This is a genomic window from Planktothrix pseudagardhii, from assembly GCF_904830925.1.
In the GTDB taxonomy this organism is placed as follows: Bacteria; Cyanobacteriota; Cyanobacteriia; order Cyanobacteriales; family Microcoleaceae; genus Planktothrix; species Planktothrix tepida.
In genome coordinates this window covers 4936897-4954252 of record NZ_LR882967.1, presented here as the reverse complement: position 1 = coordinate 4954252, position 17356 = coordinate 4936897, and the positions used below count along the sequence as shown (strand labels likewise).

At 38.6% G+C, this 17356-nt stretch carries 15 protein-coding genes; 11 read left to right on the top strand and 4 right to left on the bottom strand.

Annotated features, from left to right (window positions below):
- Window positions 1-141 precede the first annotated feature (141 nt).
- The gene (locus tag NMK36_RS21340) at window positions 142-717 is read left to right on the top strand and encodes a Uma2 family endonuclease (protein ID WP_254174571.1); all 576 of its coding nucleotides are present in this window, start codon (window positions 142-144) and stop codon (window positions 715-717) included.
- A gap of 46 nt (window positions 718-763) precedes the next feature.
- Window positions 764-1939 carry an endonuclease NucS domain-containing protein gene (locus tag NMK36_RS21335; RefSeq protein ID WP_254174570.1) on the top strand — a complete coding sequence of 392 codons (1176 nt, stop codon included), beginning with the start codon at window positions 764-766 and terminating at the stop codon, window positions 1937-1939.
- Window positions 1940-2175: 236 nt separating this feature from the next.
- On the opposite strand, the gene NMK36_RS21330 is transcribed toward NMK36_RS21335, so the two are convergent.
- On the bottom strand, window positions 2176-4656 hold the full coding sequence (locus tag NMK36_RS21330) for an ATP-binding protein (protein WP_254174569.1): 2481 nt from the start codon (window positions 4654-4656) through the stop codon (window positions 2176-2178).
- A gap of 807 nt (window positions 4657-5463) precedes the next feature.
- On the opposite strand from NMK36_RS21330, the gene ltrA reads away from it, so the two are divergent.
- Window positions 5464-7179 (top strand): group II intron reverse transcriptase/maturase, encoded by a 1716-nt coding sequence (ltrA, locus tag NMK36_RS21325; protein WP_367997175.1) that lies wholly within the window; start codon window positions 5464-5466, stop codon window positions 7177-7179.
- Window positions 7180-7304: 125 nt separating this feature from the next.
- Here the strand turns inward: ltrA and acs are convergent, their stop codons facing one another.
- Window positions 7305-9272, bottom strand: coding sequence for an acetate--CoA ligase (gene acs / locus NMK36_RS21320; protein WP_254174568.1), 1968 nt, complete (start codon window positions 9270-9272; stop codon window positions 7305-7307).
- Between the two features lie 230 nt (window positions 9273-9502).
- Between acs and NMK36_RS21315 the strand changes: the two genes are divergently transcribed.
- Window positions 9503-11683 carry a serine/threonine-protein kinase gene (locus tag NMK36_RS21315; protein ID WP_083579966.1) on the top strand — a complete coding sequence of 727 codons (2181 nt, stop codon included), beginning with the start codon at window positions 9503-9505 and terminating at the stop codon, window positions 11681-11683.
- 15 nt (window positions 11684-11698) lie between these two features.
- On the opposite strand, the gene NMK36_RS21310 is transcribed toward NMK36_RS21315, so the two are convergent.
- A complete protein-coding gene (locus NMK36_RS21310; protein ID WP_072718759.1) occupies window positions 11699-12130 on the bottom strand; it encodes a hypothetical protein in 432 nt (143 codons plus the stop codon).
- Between the two features lie 52 nt (window positions 12131-12182).
- Entirely contained in the window at window positions 12183-13043 is an 861-nt protein-coding gene (locus tag NMK36_RS21305; RefSeq protein ID WP_254175215.1) for a shikimate dehydrogenase, read from the bottom strand.
- Between the two features lie 214 nt (window positions 13044-13257).
- Between NMK36_RS21305 and NMK36_RS21300 the strand changes: the two genes are divergently transcribed.
- The 7 genes from NMK36_RS21300 to NMK36_RS21270 all read left to right on the top strand — a co-directional run bounded on the left by NMK36_RS21300 (window position 13258) and on the right by NMK36_RS21270 (window position 16948).
- Window positions 13258-14661, top strand: a complete 1404-nt coding sequence (locus NMK36_RS21300; protein WP_254174567.1) for a recombinase — start codon at window positions 13258-13260, stop codon at window positions 14659-14661.
- Between the two features lie 98 nt (window positions 14662-14759).
- Window positions 14760-14906: a hypothetical protein gene (locus tag NMK36_RS21295; protein ID WP_254174566.1), complete on the top strand. Its 147-nt coding sequence runs from the start codon at window positions 14760-14762 to the stop codon at window positions 14904-14906.
- The gene (locus NMK36_RS21290; protein WP_254174565.1) at window positions 14903-15064 is read left to right on the top strand and encodes a hypothetical protein; all 162 of its coding nucleotides are present in this window, start codon (window positions 14903-14905) and stop codon (window positions 15062-15064) included. Before NMK36_RS21295 ends, NMK36_RS21290 begins: the two co-directional genes overlap by 4 nt.
- A gap of 56 nt (window positions 15065-15120) precedes the next feature.
- Window positions 15121-15609: a hypothetical protein gene (locus NMK36_RS21285; protein ID WP_254174564.1), complete on the top strand. Its 489-nt coding sequence runs from the start codon at window positions 15121-15123 to the stop codon at window positions 15607-15609.
- 115 nt (window positions 15610-15724) lie between these two features.
- A complete protein-coding gene (locus NMK36_RS21280) occupies window positions 15725-16009 on the top strand; it encodes a hypothetical protein (protein ID WP_254174563.1) in 285 nt (94 codons plus the stop codon).
- 1 nt (window position 16010) lies between these two features.
- Window positions 16011-16277 carry a hypothetical protein gene (locus NMK36_RS21275; RefSeq protein ID WP_254174562.1) on the top strand — a complete coding sequence of 89 codons (267 nt, stop codon included), beginning with the start codon at window positions 16011-16013 and terminating at the stop codon, window positions 16275-16277.
- Entirely contained in the window at window positions 16262-16948 is a 687-nt protein-coding gene (locus NMK36_RS21270; protein ID WP_254174561.1) for a hypothetical protein, read from the top strand. The genes NMK36_RS21275 and NMK36_RS21270 overlap by 16 nt, the downstream gene beginning before the upstream one ends.
- Window positions 16949-17356 lie beyond the last annotated feature (408 nt).

Here is a 17356-nt window from a genome sequence, read left to right as displayed (position 1 = left end):
CAAAAAGTAACGTACTGTGCTACAGAAATTTCGCTAAATCTATAGTATAAATACTTAGAGTGCGATCGCATTCTATCAAGTTTTTCCCTAACTTTCAAGATATAATATTAATCAATTCAGTTAGACAAGGAGATTTTTCTTATGGCACTGATGACAATAAAAGATTTAGAAAATTTACAAGCAACTCTCTCCGAATCTGGACAGGATTACCAATTAGAACTTGAAAATGGTAAAATTATCGTTATGGGGCCATCAGATATTATCTCTAGCGAAATAGGTGTCCGTTTAATTGCTTTTCTTTTCGCTTGGGTTGAACCTCGTCGCTTAGGGCGAATATTTGACTCCGCAGGGGGTTTTATCATGCCCGATACTAACTTAAAAGCACCCGATGTTTCTTTTGTTCGTGCATCTCGTCTACAACAAAGTGTCCGCTATTTTGCCGAATTAGTTCCTGATTTAGTTGTAGAAATTAAATCTCAAAGTGATCGAGTTAAAACACTAGAAAAAAAACTCAAAAAGTTTTTAGAATTAGGTGCAATTGTGGGAATTTTAATTGACCCTGATGAATTGACTGTTACTGTCTATCGACTAACAGGAGAACCCATTATATTAGCAAACGAAGATATTTTAACTTTACCCGAACTATTTCCATGTTGGGAATTATCAATTTCTAACCTATGGCCGCCTATTTTTACAGAAACAGAAGTTTATGATTAATTGATTTTTGATAAAATCCTAATTGATTAAAATTGCATCCTGAACAATGTTAAATTATTTCAACTTGCGAAAAACGGGAACTCGATGGGAATTTGAAAGAGAGGAAACCTTAGAGGATTTTCTATTTACTCGTTTACAACCTGTTTTCAGTTTAACTGTTTTACATCGTCAATATATTGTACAGGGTCAACGGTGTGATTTATTGGCGGTTGATGCTGATCAACGATTGGTCATATTAGAATTAAAAAATGTTGAAGATCGGGGAATTGTTCAACAGTTAACTCGTTATTATGATGCGGTATTACAAGAAAAACCTTATGCTCAAATCGTTGATTATTATAAACCTGTTCACTTAATAGCGATCGCACCTTCATTTCATCGAGATAATTTAACGGATCGAAAGTATCATAAACTAGAGTTTCAGTTTTTACAGTTTGCAGTTATTCAAAACGCTGATCACTTTTATTTGAATTTAAAAGATATTGATACTCAAACTCTATCATCGGTTGAAGTTCCGTATCAAGAACCCAATTTTTCTGACATCCCTAGTCCATCTCAAAACTTTTTTAAGCTGATTAAAAATAGTGATGAACAGCAAAAAAATAAAATCTTAGAAATTCGGCAAAAGTTACTAAGTTTTGATAAAAGAATGCAGGAATTTTCCAGCGCAGGAAGTATTTTATATGGAAATGGGAATGGTAAAACCAGTAAATATTGTGCTGAATTTTGCCGTCTTCCTCAAGGAGATATAATCTTGTTTTTGTGGATTCCTTTAAAATGTGGAGAAAGCGATAGAATCAGTCGAGGTAGAATTTGGACAGATTGGGATGAAAAAGCATTAATTGAGGGTTATGTTGCGAGGGGTATGGGGACTGAGATTAATCAAAGAAAAAGATTAATAAAAAACTTATTTGAAAAAATCAAGGATGGATATGAGTCTCAAGAAAATAGATTTTTAAGTTATTTTTCCTATAATAATAGATATATTCAGCTACAATGTTCTCGAAAATATACCCATAATTATGTTAAGCAAACTGATATGATTCGCAAAAAAATTATAATTTTTAAACCTGTTACTTATGAAGAAATGAAACTCATTGAACTTGATATTAAAATAATTAAAGAAAAGACAGGTATAGAAAGAGAATTAGAGAAATCTCCTTATAAATCTCTGAACTCTTTAATTGATTTAGCTTTAGAAAAATGGTTGGCTAGAATTTAGAAGATAACCAATAAAATTATTGATTCTGATACTCTTGACTTGATTGTACTGAGGTTTTAGGTTCTAAAATGTGCACCGTTAATAAACACCTCAAACACATTAAAGCAGTAGCCCATTATCCTACAAAAAATCCCAGGTTAACCTAGAAATATAGCAATATTAACACTGATAACTGATAACTAATTACCCACCACCGCGCAATATTTATAATACACTCCGATGAAAATACGCTCTAATTAATTATAATCCCCAACGAGAGGTTCTATTAAATCAATAATTTGCTCAAATTGAAATTGACGCACCAGTTTAGTCAAGCTTTTAGCGAAAGCAGCTTCGGTTTGGGGAATTTCTGGGATTAATCTCATGATTTGCTGATCATCTGCTTCAAGAACTGCTTGATATAATCTCAGCACCCATTCTTGGGGCATTACTTGAAATTGTTCTGTAGTGAGTCGAGGTAATTGATTAATTATTCCTGCTGTTTGACTATTTCCATTTGTCATATCTTCATAAATATATTTGACTCCTAAATGCTTTGTTAATACCTCAAAAATGGTAGATTCTTTAAAGGGTTTACGCATAAAATCGTCACAGCCAGCAGACAGAGTAATCGCTTTTTCTTCTTCTAAGACACTGGCAGTTAAAGCAATAATCGCGGTAGCATTACCTTGAGTAGTGGATTTAATTTCTTTTGTGGCTTCATAACCATCCATAACAGGCATTCTCATATCCATAAAGATTAAATGAGGTTGCCATTGTTCCCAAATTGCGATCGCTTCAATTCCATTACTCGCTTGTTTCATCTCAAACCCTAAAGGGGAAAGTAATTTTATTAATAATTGGCAATTAATGGGTTTATCATCTACCGTCAATATTTTGTAAGTCGGTTGTTCGGGTGCTAGTGCTAATACCCGTTGGGGATTAATTCGTTCAATTTTAGTTGATTCTTGACCTAATTTTACGTTAATCGAAAATTGAAAAGTTGTCCCTTTCCCTAATTCACTCTCTACCGTAATATCTCCCCCCATTAACTGCACAAATTGACGACTAATTACTAATCCTAATCCGGTTCCTTCTTGGGCTTCTCGTCCTGATTCTGTTTGCGAAAATGCCTCAAATAAGTTAGTTAATTCTGCTTCAGAAATTCCTTTTCCTGTGTCGCTTATTTGAAAATTTAAACTCTGATTTTGATTGTCTTTATTTTCCAGGCTATCAACCCTTAAAATGACTTCACCTTTTGATGTAAATTTAATCGCATTCCCTAATAAATTTAATAAAACTTGACGTAATTTTACGCCATCAGCATAAATATAACGAGGTAGATTTTCTCCCCGCACAAAAATTAATTCTAATCCTCCATTAAACGCTCTTAAATGTAACATATCTTCCAAATCATCTAACAATTGATATAGGTCAAAATCCTTTTGATTCAGAGTAGTTTTTTGAGCTTCAATTTTAGAAAAATCCAAAATATTATTAATTAAGTTTAATAAATATTCCCCACTACGCTGAATAATTGCCGCATTTTCATATTGTTCAGTAGGTAAATTTTGGGTGCGTAACATTAACTGAGAAAAACCAATAATTGCATTTAGAGGACTCCGTAATTCATGGCTCATATTGGCAATAAAAGCACTTTTAGCTTGATTAGCAACTTCTGCTTTTTCTTTAGCAATAACTAATTCTTCGGTTCTTTGTTCAACTTTTTGCTCCAGGGTTTCTGCATAGTTACGCACATCAGCAACCATTAAATTGAAAGTTTCTGCAAGTTGACCTAATTCGTCTTTACGTTTTAGATCTATTGTTACATTATAATTTTGAGACTGTACTTTTTGAGCGGCGATTTGTAGCTGTTTAATCGGATACCCTAAATAACGAGCCAAGAGAATCGAAAGTAAGATTGAGAGGATAAAAGTAATAGTAATTATGCTGACACAGATATATTGTAACTTTCTGACTTCGTCTTGTTTACTTCCTGCTAGATAATCTAAGCCAAGAACCGCAATGGTTTGACCCTGTTGATCCTTAATGGGAACAGCACCAGTAATAGAAGTATAAAAACTATCTGTAGAATAATCTTCAGTAACCTGTATTTCACCTGTTTTAAAAGCGAGAGCAAAGACTGGAATATCGGAAACATAAAGATTGCCAATTGGGTTCCCTGGCCAATTCTTCCCGTCTGGATCAGGATGAGGTGCGACCAGAATTTTGAGAAATTTGCGATCAGGTGACTCTGGAATTGGAACCATAATATAAGGTACAATCGAATCGGGAGTGGCTGAATATCTTGGCTGTGGATAAAAGTCTTTTAACGGTGTTACTTTATTTAGACTGGCATAGAGAATTTTTCTCATAATTTGAGAGAGACGTATAAATTCTTTTGTAGACTGAAATTTACGAATATTTTCAGACGTTAGACTATTCATTGTGCCGCCAGGTGGTAATTTTTGCAGATCTACCATAGAAAATTGAGCTTGGTTGTTAATCTCTGTTTTTAGCTTGACGATCATTTCCCGATCTTCTTTGCTAAATAAAAAATTACTGTTACTGCCAACAGCTTTAAGTTGTCCTGCAATTTGACGCTTCACTAAATCAGAAGTAATTGAATAAAAATAGTATAGACTGGCTGTGCTAATTCCCGTAGTTAGTAATGTAATTAAAATGCCTAATTTTAGGCCAAAGGAAATACGCATTTTTAAATTTATAAAGGCACTCATTCTATTAATTGAAATGCTCAGTCAAGCTCATCCTACAATTATAAAAAATCCCAGGTTAACCTGGGAACATAGCAATATTAACACTGTTGGTGCGAAACGTTCCTGTCAAAGTCTAGGGATAAACCCCAAACGTAAGCAGGGAGATAGGTGTAGACAATTGATAGAAGGGCATTCAAACCCAACAATAAATCCAATCAAAACCTGTCTTAACTTTGGAAATGTGACCCTAAAGGAAGGTCAATCTCGGAGTCAATGGTGCGGCTTTCCGAACAATAAAGTACGGTAGCCCATTCCAAAGAGATACGGCAATTCCCACAGTGTCAGACTGATTATCAAAACACTGAAGCTGGGAGTAAAGGGGAATCGGATATAAGTCAAATACCTAAGTAATTTCTCTAGCCAATTGCCCAAGAATAACGAAAGTGAACATCCGACTTGAACCGTCGTTATAATAAAGTAGCGAAATTGACTTGATTACGCTGCGTTCAAAAGAACAAAGGGAAAAGATGGAAGTTTCAACGATACTTCTATAAAAGGTAAGTATTTCAGTTCAACACTTACTAAGACTCCCAAAAGTACCTCGGCGGATAGGATGATTCTAAAGGCAATAAACCCATTTCCAAGGAACGTTAAAACCCCTCGTATACTCCTACAGAGGTCGAATACTGTTAGGTAGCTACAAATCTAAAGCGTATGTTATGAGGGCGAGAGATGGATTCTGAAGCTAATGCTTAAACGTAATGTTTAAGATATGCCCATGGAGTCCGGTTTAGTTGTTAGGTAAGGTTTTAATTAGCAGTTAAAACGGTGAAAACGAGTATAACCAAGACTACGACTGCATGGAATACTATCAATTGGGCGAAAGTTCAACGGGTAGTATTTAAGCTGCAAAAGAGAATTTACCAGGCATCATTATCGGGACAAAATGCAAAAGCTCGGAAGCTCCAAAAACTTCTAGTCAAGTCATATTACGCCAAACTCTTAGCAATTAGAAGGGTAACTCAAGATAATCAAGGCAAGAAGACATCCGGGATAGATGGGGTTAAATCCATCACACCCAAACAACGATTAGAACTTGCCCAAAACTTGAATAAATACCAAAAGGCAAAACCACTCCGAAGGAAATGGATACCCAAACCCAACGGTGAGGAAAGACCTCTAGGAATTCCAACTATAAACGACAGAGTAAGGCAAGCCTTGGTGAAATCTGCATTAGAGCCACAATGGGAAGCCAGATTTGAGGGTGAAAGCTACGGGTTTAGACCCGGACGCTCTGCCCATGACGCAATGTCACGAGTCTTCCATAGCATCAAACAAGGGGAATATTACATCCTAGATGCTGACATCTCAAAATGCTTCGACCAGATTAATCATGATTACCTACTGTCCAAAATTGATTGTCCATCAATAATAAAAGCCCAAATCAGACAATGGTTGAAAGCTGGAGTAATGGACAACGGCATATTTGAGGCAACCGAGGCAGGTACACCACAAGGAGGTGTTATCAGTCCTCTACTCGCTAACATCGCACTGGATGGAATGATTAGACTAATTGAACATAAATTTCCAAAAAAGAAATACCGTGTTCAAGCCCTAGTCATTAGATATGCCGATGATTTCATCGTGGTAAGTCCACAATTAGAAATTATTCAACAGTGCATGATTGAAATCGAAGAATGGTTAAAACCTATCGGATTAGAACTGAAACCAGCCAAAACCCGAATTTGCCACACATTAAGAGAAATCGAAATAAACGGCGAAAAGGTAAAACCAGGATTCGACTTTCTAGGCTGGAACTTCCGGCAATATCCAGTTGGTAAACACCATTCTAGTAAAACCGGAAGTCAAAAACCCAAATTATTAGGTTTTAAAACCTTAATCAAACCTAGTAAGAAATCAATCAAAGCTCACTCGGATAAGGTGAAGGAAGTAATTAAAACCCACAAAACTGCACCCCAACACGCATTAATCAAAAACCTAAACCCAGTCATAAGAGGATGGTGTAACTACCATTCCAAAGTTGTTTCCAAAGAAACATTCTCCTCATTAGACTATGTTACATGGCAAAGATTAAGAGCATGGACAGTCAGCCGATGCGGTAAAGCAAGTTACAAAAAACTGAAAAACTACTTCAGAAAAAACGAGAATAGGGCATGGAGTTTTGAAACCAAAGACGGGTATAAACTACTAACCCATGCAGAAATACCTATCACCCGCCATGTAACTGTAAGACCTGACGCATCACCTTATGATGGAAACTGGACTTACTGGAGTACAAGAAAAGGAACATCTTTTGATGTACCTAAAAGAGTAGCAACTTTGCTCAAAAAGCAAAAAGGTAAATGTAACTTCTGTGGACAATATTTTACCCCAGAAGATGTTGTAGAAATCGACCATATTCATCCTACATCTTTAGGCGGGAAAAACGAATATAAGAACCTGCAACTATTACATCGCCATTGTCACGATATCAAAACGGCAACTGATGGGTCTTACAACTCAATCATAAACCAGATGTTCTGATGATAACAGTCAACTAGACTAGGAGCCGTGTGCGGTGAAAGTCGCAAGCACGGTTCTGAATGGGAGGTGAGGGTTGTAAAGCCCTCATCGACCCCTAATACTGATAACTGATAACTGATAACTGTCTACGCCCCACCGCGCAATTTTTCTAATACACTCCGATCTTGTAACGTAGAGGTATCTCCGGTAATTTCCTGACCCGATGCCAACGATCGCAATAACCGCCGCATAATCTTCCCAGACCGGGTTTTAGGCAAATCATCCGTAAACCGAATTTCCCCAGGACGAGCTAAAGCGCCAATTTCGCTGACAACGTGCTTCTTGAGTTCCTTGGCTAACTCATCAGAGGCTTCTTTCCCTTCCTCCAAAGTCACAAACGCCACAATATCCTCACCCTTAATTTCATCGGGTTTCCCCACCACCGCAGCCTCAGCCACCGCCGGATGGGAGACTAACGCTGACTCAATTTCCATCGTCCCTAAACGGTGTCCCGACACATTGATCACGTCATCCACCCGACCCATGACCCAGAAATAACCATCTCGGTCTTGATGGGCTCCATCCCCTGCAAAATAAAGGTTTCCGCCATCTTTCGGTTTCAAATATTCCCAATAGGTGCGGCGGAAGCGATCGGGATCACCATACACCGTCCGCATCATTCCCGGCCAGGGATAACGCACCACCAAATACCCCCCACTGTCATCGGTGACGGGGTTTCCTTCCGTATCCACAATATCCGTTAAAATTCCAGGGAAGGGTAAAGTTGCTGAACCGGGTTTAGTCGAAGTGGCTCCGGGTAAGGGTGTAATCATAAACCCACCCGTTTCCGTTTGCCACCAAGTATCCACAATGGGGCAATTGCCGTTTCCAATCACGCGATGATACCACATCCAAGCTTCCGGGTTAATGGGTTCTCCAACGGTTCCTAACAGGCGCAGAGACGATAAATTACGGGACTTGGGATGATGTTCGCCCATCTTCATAAACGCCCGAATAGCGGTTGGTGCGGTATAGAAAATCGTCACCCCGTATTTTTCCACCACATCCCAGAAACAACCGGGGTTAGAATTACGGGGAGCTCCTTCATACATTACCGTTGTCGCCCCATTGGATAACGGCCCATACACAATATAACTATGTCCGGTGATCCAACCGACATCGGCCGTACACCAATAAACATCCGTATCCTGTAAGTCAAATGCCCATTTATTCGTGATGTGGGTGTAGAGGTTATATCCCCCTGTGGTGTGGACAACGCCCTTGGGTTTCCCGGTCGTCCCACTGGTGTAGAGGATGAACAGCATATCCTCACTATCCATCGGTTCGGCGGGACAGTCGGCGGATACTCCCTGTCTGAGATCATGCCACCAATGATCTCGTCCCGGTTCCATATTAATTTTTTGGGCGGTTCTCTGCACGACTAAAACGTTCTCAACGTTCTTCGCCCCTGCGTCAATGGCTTTATCCACTTGTTCTTTGAGGGGGACAATGGCATCTTTGCGCCAACCTCCATCGGCCGTAATCACCAGTTTAGCTTCTGCATCGACTAAGCGATCTTTTAAGGCTTCAGCACTAAACCCGCCAAAAACAACGGTATGGGGGGCTCCAATTCGCGCACAAGCTAACATGGCGATGGCTGCTTCGGGTATCATGGGCATATAAATGCCAATGCGATCGCCTTTTTTAACCCCTAACTGTTTGAGAACGTTAGCCATTTGGCACACTTCCCGATGCAGTTGCAGGTAAGTTAACGTGCGAGAGTCACCCGGTTCCCCTTCCCAAATTAAGGCGGCTTTATTTTTCCGCCAGGTTGTTAAGTGGCGATCTAAACAATTGTAAGAAATATTAATTTTGCCATTAACAAACCACTTAGCAAAGGGTGGCTGCCAGTCTAACACTTGATCCCATTTTTGAAACCAATGCAGTTCTGTTTCCGCTAATTCTGCCCAGAACGCTTCCGGGTTGGCTTTGGCTTTTTCATAGAGTTGTTTATACTCTTCTAAGCTTTTAATATGAGCATTCTGGGAAAACTCTGGTGTCGGTGCAAATAACCGATTTTCTTGCAAAATGGATTCTATCGTTGGTTGTGACATAATCAGTAATCAGTAATCAGTTATCAGTTATCAGTGTAAGAGTTAAGAGTTAAGGGTTAAGAATGGGCTTGATAATTCTTAACTTTACTGATTACTGATTAAGCTGTGTAGACATTTATAGCCTATAATTTAGTAAGCAAGGACGCTGGCACTACTTATATATAAAGATTTTTGAATCAGAAATTTAGATGCTTAACCGCTTACTGATTACTGTTTACTGATTACTAATTATGGAAATGATTGGTCAACTGTTAGATCGAAGATATCGAATTGTACAAGTCTTAAGTTCGGGAGCCTTTGGACAAACCTATCTGGCTGCGGATACCCGTCGTCCCGGTCATCCCCAATGTGTGGTTAAACAATTACGTCCGCCGAGTAATAATTCTAATGTCTTAAAAACGGCGTTGCGGTTATTTCGTCAAGAAGCAGAAATCCTAGAACGGTTGGGACGACATGATCAAATTCCCCAATTATTAGCTTATTTTGAAGATCATAATCAATTTTATTTGATTGAAGAATTTGTCAGTGGGCATCCGTTGATGAAGGAGTTAGTTCCGGGAAATCCTTGGTCAGAAGAACGAGTGATTTTATTAATTGAAGATATTTTAGAAATTTTGGTTTTTGTTCATGAAAACGAAGTGATTCATCGAGATGTTAATCCTTCTAATTTAATTCGCCGTAAATCTGATGATAAATTAGTTTTAATTGATTTTGGTTCGGTCAAAGAAGCCAGTACCCGACTTGCGGATGGAAATGGACAAGCGTTGCGAACCATAGCCACCGGAACGCCTTCTTATATGCCCATTGAACAGTTCCAAGGTCATCCCCAATATAATAGTGATATTTATGCTGTGGGTATGATTGCCATTCAAGCGATTACTGGGTTAGAAGCGTCTGATTTACCCAAATTACAAGATCCGAGCTTATCGAATAACGGAGAATTAAGTTGGCGAAATTATGCCAAAGTCAGTCCAGGATTAGCCCATGTGATTGATAAAATGGTTCATCCTTATTATAGCAAACGTTATGCAACGGTGATTGATGTTTTAGATGATTTAAGAAAAGCCACAGGACGTTCAGGGTTTAATATTAATAAGTTAAAAAATTTTCCCATCTATCAAGAGGAAAAACCACCGATTGAATGGGGTAAAATTATAGCGATCACGACCACGGGCTTAGTCGGTTTAATCGTGATTTTTGGAGTAGTGCAAGTTGCCAATCGTCCCGATCCAATTAAGGCGGAAAATGCCTTTAAAAAAGGGGTGGAAAAAGCAGAAAATGGAGATTCTAAAGGGGCAATTCGATTTTTTAATCAAGCGATCAAACTTAATCCTAGTAATCCCGAATTTTATCATAAACGGGCTAATGCCTACTATGACTTGAACGAATTTGATCAAGCTTTAGCAGATTATAGCAAAGCGATTGAACTCAATCCTAACTATACAAATGCCTACTTCAATCGAGGTTTAACCCGTTATGATCTCAAGGATTTATCGGGAGCTTTAGCAGATTTTAATCAAGTCATTAAACAACAACCTCAAGATGGAGATGCTTTCTATAAAAGAGGTTTAGTTTATTATGAGATGGAAGATTATGAAAATGCCATCCAAGATTATAATACGGTTTTAAAACTGCAACCTGAACAAGCAAAAGCTTATCGCGCCAGAGGAACTGCACGGGTAAAATCTGGGGATTTACAAGGAGGAATGGCTGATTATACCCAAGCTATTCAGATCGAACCTAAAAACCCGATTGGATATTATGATCGAGGTCGATCAAGATTTCATTTAGGAGATTATCAAGGCGCTTTAGGAGATTATAATACCGTCTTACAACTCGATCCCAATAATGCCGAAGCCTACGCTAATCGCTGTAGCGTTTATATTAATTTATGGAACTATAATCAAGCGATTACAGACTGTACTGAAGCCATTAACCGCAGTCCTAATGAAGTGGCTTATAATAACCGTTGTATTGCCTACTTAAACCTCAAAGATTATTCAAAAGCTATCGAAGATTGCTCAAAAGCAATTGAACTGACCGGGAATGATTATAAAGCTTATAGTAATCGAGGATTAGCTCATTTTGCGGCTCAAGATTATGAAGGATCAATTGCTGATTATACCAGCGGTATTAATATTAATCCGAATGATGCTGAAGCTTATGGAAATCGCGCTCAAGTTTATGTTAAAATGAAAAATTATGATCAAGCGATCGCCGATTATGCTCAAGCCATTCGTCTGAAACCTAATTATGCAGGCGCCTATTATGGTCGGGGATTAGTTCGGGTTGAAATTGGGGATAAAAGCGGTGCAATTAGCGATTTTGAACAGGCGGGAAAACTCTATTTGGAACAAGGCTTAACCGGGGGTTATAAAGATGCCCAGTTCCAAATGAAAAAATTAGAATAAGGGTGTTCGTCGAGTTTATCGACCAATCCGATTTTTAAAACCAGAGGCTTTAAATTGTTTGAGTTGTAAAGGTGGTTCCAGGTTAGAGGGAATTGAAATTCTAAATTCAAAATCACTAATCCCTGGAGGAACAGTATCAATGCTTCCTAAACGTCCTCGATTTTGCATTACGGGATTATTGGTTGCATCATAAATCCGACCAAAAATATCAGCATCGACAACGACTTTCCCCGATGTATTATTAGCTTTTCCCGTAATAATAAAACAGTAAGCATCTTGACTTGAACCACTGGAAACCGCACCTTCTGCCAATTCAGGGGGACAATCTTTATAACTTAAATCTTGGAGTTGAATGGGAATCAAAGCCCAAGCGGGAGGAGTCCAAAAGCTGGTAATTAAGAACCAGAAACAGGCGCCAACAATAACCGATAAAGTTCTGAATTTCATAGACTATAAAAAGGGCGATCAAACCCAAAATTGACGTAAAGGTTGAGTCTTTTTAGGACTCTAAATAGTGCTGTAGAGACTGACGCATGATTTCAACAGGAACAGGTTGCTGTAACCACAATTGTAAAGCGGCGGCTCCCTGCTGTATTAACATGGGTAGTCCATTTAAAATCATCGCACCTCTAGCGGCGGCTAAATTTAAAAATTCAGTCGTTCGAGGAATATAAATTAAATCATAGGCGATCGCACCCAATTTAATCTTGTCCATCACCGATGCTTCAACGGGAGACTCCTCAACGTGGGGATACATTCCCACGGGGGTCGTATTCACCAGTAAGTCGGTTTGAGGAAGTAAGCTGGATAATTGATCCCAAGGACAGGTTTTAACGCTAATTGCTAAGGGAGAGGTGATCCAACTGTGTTGAAAAGTCGCTAATTTCTGAGGGTCACGACCCACAATATAAATTTCCGTTATCCCTAATTCTGCACATCCAGCCACAACCGCCCTCGCCGCCCCGCCATAGCCAAGAATGACTGCAACTTTATCATTCCACTGTTGATGATACACTTCTAAGGGCGTAAGAAACCCTACAACATCGGTATTTGTACCACTCCAACCGTTATGAGTACACCAAACCGTATTCACCGCGCCCACGGATTGGGCCAAGGTTGTCACCTCGGATAAAAAGGGTAAAATTGCCTGTTTGTGAGGAATTGTCACATTAAATCCTTGTACACCAATGGCGGCAAATCCTTCAAGAGCGGTTTTTAAATTAGGGGGAGAAATGGCAAAAGGAAGGTAAACATAATCTACACCCAAATGGGCGATCGCCGCATTCTGCATCACCGGAGAAAGCGAATGTTCAATGGGATAACCAATCACCCCTAATAGTTTCGTAGTTCCTTTAATCATCATAAATATTCATTCGCTCCCCTGAACTGTGAATTATTAACGCTAGATCCGTTATAAAGATGTGGGTGTAATTCAGTTAGAGAATATTCCATTCATGAGGTTAGCGAAGTGAAGCGGACGAGGGGACTCGAACCCACCAACTAAGCTACAACCCCTATAACTGCGTTACTTAGAGTTGCTCAATACCAAACCCCGGTTAAAGGATGAGCAAATAATGAGTAACGGTACATACAACCAATTAAGCGATCTAATCACATTCTACAACCGCAAAAGGAAGGAATGTCCTAGAGGGGTGAGTCTGAAGCTACACGATAACAGACTATTATTCCTTCAGTTCATAGATCCTTCTACTAGCAAGAGAACAAGTAGAGCTTGTGATGTTCAATTCACCGAAAAGGGCATCCTAGAGGCTGTTGATAAAGCCTACCAAGTGTCAGAAGCATTAAAACGGTTTACCACGTCATCTGACTTTTGGGATTGGTATGGAGTAGAGATAATAGATAAAAATATTATTGAGAACGATCTCGTAACTTATCGGGAGATATTCAAGCAAATAGAGGATAACTTTTTCAAAGGTAGACACCGTAACACAGGAAGAAAACGAGAGAGAGATATTAATAAACCAGGAGGGGCATCAGATATCGCAAGTTTTAGAAGACAGTATGGTGTTATTTTTGATATGTTCCCAAACTGGGACACATACCCAACTTGGGAAGAGTTAAAAAATATCTGGTTTACTTTAGAGCAAGGAACTAAAAGTTTTAAAGATGCTAAAACCACGATGTTAGCAATAGCTGAATTAACCCCTAACAACACTAAACTACTTAAGCAGATAAAAAGCGTTAATGCTACTCAAACTAAGTTTAAAGAAAAGCAATCAATAAGTTTAGATGAGTTTTTAAGCTGGTACAAAGAAGCGTATAGCAGTATTGAATTTTTAGACAGGGAAGATAGAAAACTAAGTAAAAAATCATGGCTATGGGTTTCTGCTATGTGTGTTTTATACGGGTTAAGACCGAGTGAAGTAACAGCTATTAAAAACTTAGATAAACCGTATACAAAAGATGGAGTAACGATACATCCAATAACTGATAGCGTTAATAACCCAGAATGTACAATTGTAGTCGGTGAGTTTACTTATTTTGGTACGTCAACTAAAACAGGTTTTAGAGTTATTAATCCAGTACCCTTAAAGCATTTATGGGAAGAATTAAGAATCAGAGATCCGTTACTGCCAATTTATAATCCCAAACCTGACAGTAAACCTGAAACTATAGCTTCTGGCTTTGATCATCTATATGATATGAGAATGAAAAGTTATAAATGTCCGATAACACAAAAATATGCTTTTAGACATTTATATAATCAGTTATTAGAAATGTGCGGAATAAACACATCGATTAGAAGTCGATTAATGGGTCATTCAGAAACCACTAACCAAGGTACATACAAAAAGCGTAGAAACTTAAAAACTGAGTTAGATATTATTAACAGCACAATAAAAAAACAACCGTTAACTTTAGACATCGTTAAAACTCAACTTGAATCATCTGGCTTTGATTTAAATGATCCATCGGTTAAGGCAATGTTAAAAATCATCTACCAGTTAGATGATTAACCTAATTAATACTCTATCAGTGTAACGGTGATTCAAGAGGGGTTAGGTTCCCTTTATAAAAATAACCCACCGAATACCGTGACAAGTTAATCGCGAAAATGACGGGTTATGTGGATAACGGGGTTACTTTAAGCGCATTAGAAGAAATGCAGAAAGACCCCCCTGATGAATCTACCGCAGCGATCTATTTAGGGTTACTAGAAGAATCAGAACGGATGTTGTTTGAGGTGTTAGTAGCGCAATGAATAAACCTACCGGAATTGTTGATTACCTGTTACCTTGGTTTATTCCGTTATTCTGCCTTTTTTTGGGCTGGTTTTTTCTAGCAGGTTGGTTTATCAACAAAGTTGCTGAAATAGAAATTAACCCTACAACAGCCATTATTAAATGGTTAATTGATTAAGCTAGATTAAGTTATCAGTTATCAGTGTAACACTCATTCATTAAGGGTTTACACAAATGTTAGGATTCTTTAAAGGTGATGATTTTAACGGGGGTAATATCGCTCCTGTAGACGGTAAACACTCAAACTTAGACGCTAATTCTGTACATTCTAAATCTGCTCAAAACGCTATTACTCCAGATTCTCCTGGTAGCTGGAAAAGTTATCGCGCTGTACCCGTTGTAGAAGAAGCACGCGCGTTTACCGAGGAAGAGGCTGACGCATTAACTGAGTTAGAAAAAGATACCCGACGTAAACGTAAAGCCAGTAAAAAAGCTTACGATAAACTGCAAAAAATCGGTAATCATCAAACAGCAATTAATCGCCATCATGAAACCTACCGACGAAATGAGGGACGCAATGAACGCCGAATTCAAGGGTATAAAAGCACTAGCGCAAAATACCTTCATTCCTTACGACCTGAGTATGCTCAACTCGGACAAAGCTTGCAAAAAGCAGAACAGTTGGCAGACCAAGCTATTAACAGTTTGATGAGTCAATTGTAGTCTTTTCTATTTTTATTCAATGAATTTTATTGAATAGATTTAGAAATTATAAACCCGTCCTCTTAGACTCAGGACGGGTAAGGGTAATCCATTAGATATCATGAAGGATTGTAACATGACCGTAGTACAAATTGAGCGACAAAAGATTGACTTTTTACTACCAATAAACATTCCGATACCTGAGTACCGTATCGGTCAACTGGTAGAAGCTTATGCTTTAGCAGATTGGTCTAACCCTAACGTGTATGCTTGGTTCCCTGGACGGGTAACGGGTATGGCTTACGCTACCGATAACAGACCTGAACCTGTTTGGGAGTATCAAGTAAAGTTTCTCAACTCATCATCTGACGTTGACAAATGGTTTATAGACAGTGAACTCTGGCTACTAGAGGATTGTTAAGGTGATTCAGTTTTATCGCATTACCGGGTTCCTTTTATTAGTAGCTAGTACCGCAAGCCTAATCAGTTTACTAGCGTTATTAGTTAACCAATTGAAGGAACCTTTTTTTGTTCTTTCTCTTATTATCTCAATCGGTTTAGGTGTTACGGGTACAGCTATCTATTATCGTAAAACCGATGATAAAGAATGGGTTTTAGGTTTACTTTTTCTTGTTGGTTTAGCGACTGCTTTATTAGTAGGGGGGTTAATTCAATGGGTTACTCAGTAATCAATCCTTCTACCAACATAGAAGCGATAAAACAGAACTGGAAATTAAACCACATTATTAACTTATTCCTGTTAACAACCTCACTCCCTTTCTGGTTTTTTACCCCGTTCCTTACCCGTGATGTAAACGCTAACAATTGGCATAAGTTTTTTAGGTTCAGTTCTATTACCTACGCGATAGTCGCAAGCGGTACGTCACTCTACCTAACGACTCAACTCGGTAAACTAAAACCCAAAATTGATGCAATCAATAAACGTGAACAAGCTGAATTTAAACACAGTTTAGCGAGTGATCTATTTTTAGCTCAAAGCACGAATACCGCTATCGCACAATATCTGATTGCTGATAGGGCTACTTCCCTGACTTCTGACACCGGAAATAACCCGGAAGTGACACTATCAGAGGATACTACCGCTTACGGTGAGGAAATTTCCGATACTTCCCATAACCCGGAAATCACTACTACCACACTTCCCGTAAACGGTAGTAAGTCGGAAACTGGGTTAAGCGTAGAAGCGGCGGAAATGTTTGAAATCGTGATAGACGCATTGGAGGATGGATACTCAGATACAAAAATAATCCAGGAATTAATGGGATATAAAGGGAGAAGTTACTCAAAAGGGAAAAATGTATTAAATGAAATTAAACGTTTTATTGATTTAGAGGATTAATCGTTTTTTACTAAAACCCGTTAATTAGTTTTTTATTAAAATCCGTTAACGGGTTATTCCCTCAAAAAATACCGTAATTACCAGATGAATAATTTAAACCTGGTAATGGGTAGGGTTAACAAGAGTGTAGTAGGAAACCTTAAAGGTTTCGTTTATCTTTCCGTAAGTTTCCGTCCTGTACCAAAAGCAGAAATTAAAACGGAAACCCTAGGGTTTACCTGTTCAAAAATAAATATTTTTCTTGTTGAAATTTTCTCGATAGGTATGCTATTTTCAGAGAGTAGATTCTACAAACGCAAAAAGAGGCAACCCCGTTAAAGTTACCTCTCAGAATGTCCAATCAAGGGACTATCTTTGCTCTCATTGACCAATCAAAACCCGTAATCTGCCAAAGCTGCTAGTATCAGC

Bases quoted from the DNA above. Each gene is read 5' to 3' on its own strand.
- NMK36_RS21310 (WP_072718759.1), bottom strand. From the start codon at position 12,130: ATGAAATTCAGAACTTTATCGGTTATTGTTGGCGCCTGTTTCTGGTTC.
- NMK36_RS21270 (WP_254174561.1), top strand. From the start codon at position 16,262: ATGGGTTACTCAGTAATCAATCCTTCTACCAACATAGAAGCGATAAAA.
- NMK36_RS21300 (WP_254174567.1), top strand. From the start codon at position 13,258: ATGAGTAACGGTACATACAACCAATTAAGCGATCTAATCACATTCTAC.
- NMK36_RS21330 (WP_254174569.1), bottom strand. From the start codon at position 4,656: ATGAGTGCCTTTATAAATTTAAAAATGCGTATTTCCTTTGGCCTAAAA.
- NMK36_RS21340 (WP_254174571.1), top strand. From the start codon at position 142: ATGGCACTGATGACAATAAAAGATTTAGAAAATTTACAAGCAACTCTC.
- NMK36_RS21280 (WP_254174563.1), top strand. From the start codon at position 15,725: ATGACCGTAGTACAAATTGAGCGACAAAAGATTGACTTTTTACTACCA.
- NMK36_RS21290 (WP_254174565.1), top strand. From the start codon at position 14,903: ATGAATAAACCTACCGGAATTGTTGATTACCTGTTACCTTGGTTTATT.
- NMK36_RS21335 (WP_254174570.1), top strand. From the start codon at position 764: ATGTTAAATTATTTCAACTTGCGAAAAACGGGAACTCGATGGGAATTT.
- NMK36_RS21315 (WP_083579966.1), top strand. From the start codon at position 9,503: ATGGAAATGATTGGTCAACTGTTAGATCGAAGATATCGAATTGTACAA.
- NMK36_RS21305 (WP_254175215.1), bottom strand. From the start codon at position 13,043: ATGATTAAAGGAACTACGAAACTATTAGGGGTGATTGGTTATCCCATT.
- NMK36_RS21295 (WP_254174566.1), top strand. From the start codon at position 14,760: ATGACGGGTTATGTGGATAACGGGGTTACTTTAAGCGCATTAGAAGAA.
- NMK36_RS21285 (WP_254174564.1), top strand. From the start codon at position 15,121: ATGTTAGGATTCTTTAAAGGTGATGATTTTAACGGGGGTAATATCGCT.
- acs (WP_254174568.1), bottom strand. From the start codon at position 9,272: ATGTCACAACCAACGATAGAATCCATTTTGCAAGAAAATCGGTTATTT.